The sequence below is a fragment of the Alkalihalophilus lindianensis genome, assembly GCF_032843265.1.
Classification (GTDB): Bacteria; Bacillota; Bacilli; order Bacillales; family Bacillaceae_D; genus Alkalihalophilus; species Alkalihalophilus lindianensis.
This window is the reverse complement of sequence record NZ_JAWJBA010000604.1, coordinates 1-258: the sequence shown is the minus strand read 5'-3', so window position 1 is coordinate 258 and position 258 is coordinate 1. Positions and strand designations below refer to the sequence as shown.

At 49.6% G+C, this 258-nt stretch carries 1 pseudogene; it reads right to left on the bottom strand.

Annotated features, from left to right (window positions below):
- Positions 1-194, bottom strand: a pseudogene (locus RYX56_RS23590) (HAD family hydrolase); the annotation flags it as partial.
- Between the last annotated feature and the right edge of the window lie 64 nt (positions 195-258).

Genomic DNA, 258 nt, shown 5'->3' with positions numbered 1-258 from the left:
ACAATTCGGCTCACATCCAAATATTGCAGCCAGTCTAAATGCTGAAAAGGCTGGACGACTTCTAATTCCGGTCTGCCCGTCCCAATTCCAAACGTGTACCCAGAAGATACTAGAAACTGATACAACTGGGCAATCTCCTCTTTGGGAGCAAGGGGCGTTTCATTCGCTAAGAAGCCCTGTTTCCCGGTTTGCACCGATAGTCTCCCAGTGGAAGCCAGGACGTACTCATCACCGACATACCATTCCTGGGAAACATGC